Origin of the sequence: Streptomyces milbemycinicus (assembly GCF_002154605.1) — a bacterium.
Classification (GTDB): Bacteria; Actinomycetota; Actinomycetes; order Streptomycetales; family Streptomycetaceae; genus Streptomyces; species Streptomyces milbemycinicus.
In genome coordinates this window covers 1-1,151 of sequence record NZ_MUNE01000358.1, presented here as the reverse complement: position 1 = coordinate 1,151, position 1,151 = coordinate 1, and the positions used below count along the sequence as shown (strand labels likewise).

At 69.1% G+C, this 1,151-nt stretch carries 1 protein-coding gene and 1 pseudogene; both read right to left on the bottom strand.

The window, feature by feature from the left end; translation table 11 throughout:
• Positions 1-789: pseudogene (locus CCN51_RS60135) on the bottom strand (IS701 family transposase); the annotation flags it as partial.
• Positions 790-874: 85 nt separating this feature from the next.
• Positions 875-1,151 (bottom strand): hypothetical protein (locus CCN51_RS27710; RefSeq protein WP_143675910.1); only part of this gene is annotated, 277 nt, incomplete at its 5' end.

Genomic DNA, 1,151 nt, shown 5'->3' with positions numbered 1-1,151 from the left:
GCGGACCAGGTCGGCGACCGTGGCATCGAGCGGCGCGTAGGCGAGGTAGTAGGCGATCTCCTCGGGGCGCGCCAGGCTGCGGCGGGCCAGCACCCAGCGGTTGTGGATAGGCCGGTCGCCGTCGAACTCCTCGATCGGCGGCAGTTTCGCATCTGCCCAGTCGTAGACGCGCGGGCCCTTCGCGCCGTCGCCACACGGGATCCGCTCCCAGGCCTCATCCGGGGCTCCGGCCAGGACGTGGTCGATCACCAGGATCCGGCTGGCGAGGTGACGTGCTGGGACTTGGGCACCGCTAGGACGTAGCCGGCACCGGCGTCCTCCAGAATCCGGCGGAAGCGCCACTCCTGTCCATAGGCGGCGTCCGCGGTCACCCACGCCACGGGCAGCGCCGAGGCCAATGCGCGCGCGACCAGCCCCCGGGCGAGCTCGGGCTTGGTCGCGAACGCCCGATGCGCCGGGATCTTCGCGGCCCGGCGCCGCTCCAGATCATCCCTCCAGGACTTGGCAGGTACAACTCCCGGTCCACNNGTACTGGCGCTGCACTCCGGCGGAGGTGGTGCCCTTCTTAAGAAATCCGGTGTCGTCAATGATGAGCACCCCATCGGGACAGCCGAGGCGCTCGGCCACGTAGTCCTGCAGGCCATCACGCACCTGGTCGGGATCCCACCTGGCTCCCGCCAGCAGACGCCGCAGACCATCAGGGGTGGTGTGACCGGCCTGTTCAGCCAGCTGCCAGCTGTTCTTCCTGCCCACCGGACCCAGCAGTCCTCGCACATAGTCCCGCATCCGCCGCCCACATCCCGGGCTCGGCATCTGTCCCCAGGCTCAAGAACACCACGTTGACCTGGGAAAATGGAGAGATGCTGCTGGAGTGCTAAGCCCGTGGGGCAATGGAGTTGTACGCGGACAGCCAGCCGGTGACCAGGTAATCGCCCCGTGTGAACACCGCTCCCCCGTGCTCGACTTGCGCGTCATGACTCGGGAGGGGTGCCGGGTAGGGGAGTTCGCATGTGGTGCCGTCGGCGGTGTGACGGGCTACGGTCGCGTCGGTCCACAGATGGATGACGGTGCCGCGCGGGGCATGGACGCGGATGCCGTCCGGGCGGGTCTCAAGGTCGATGCCCGTGGTGCGGGTGGCGAGGAGGGCGCGG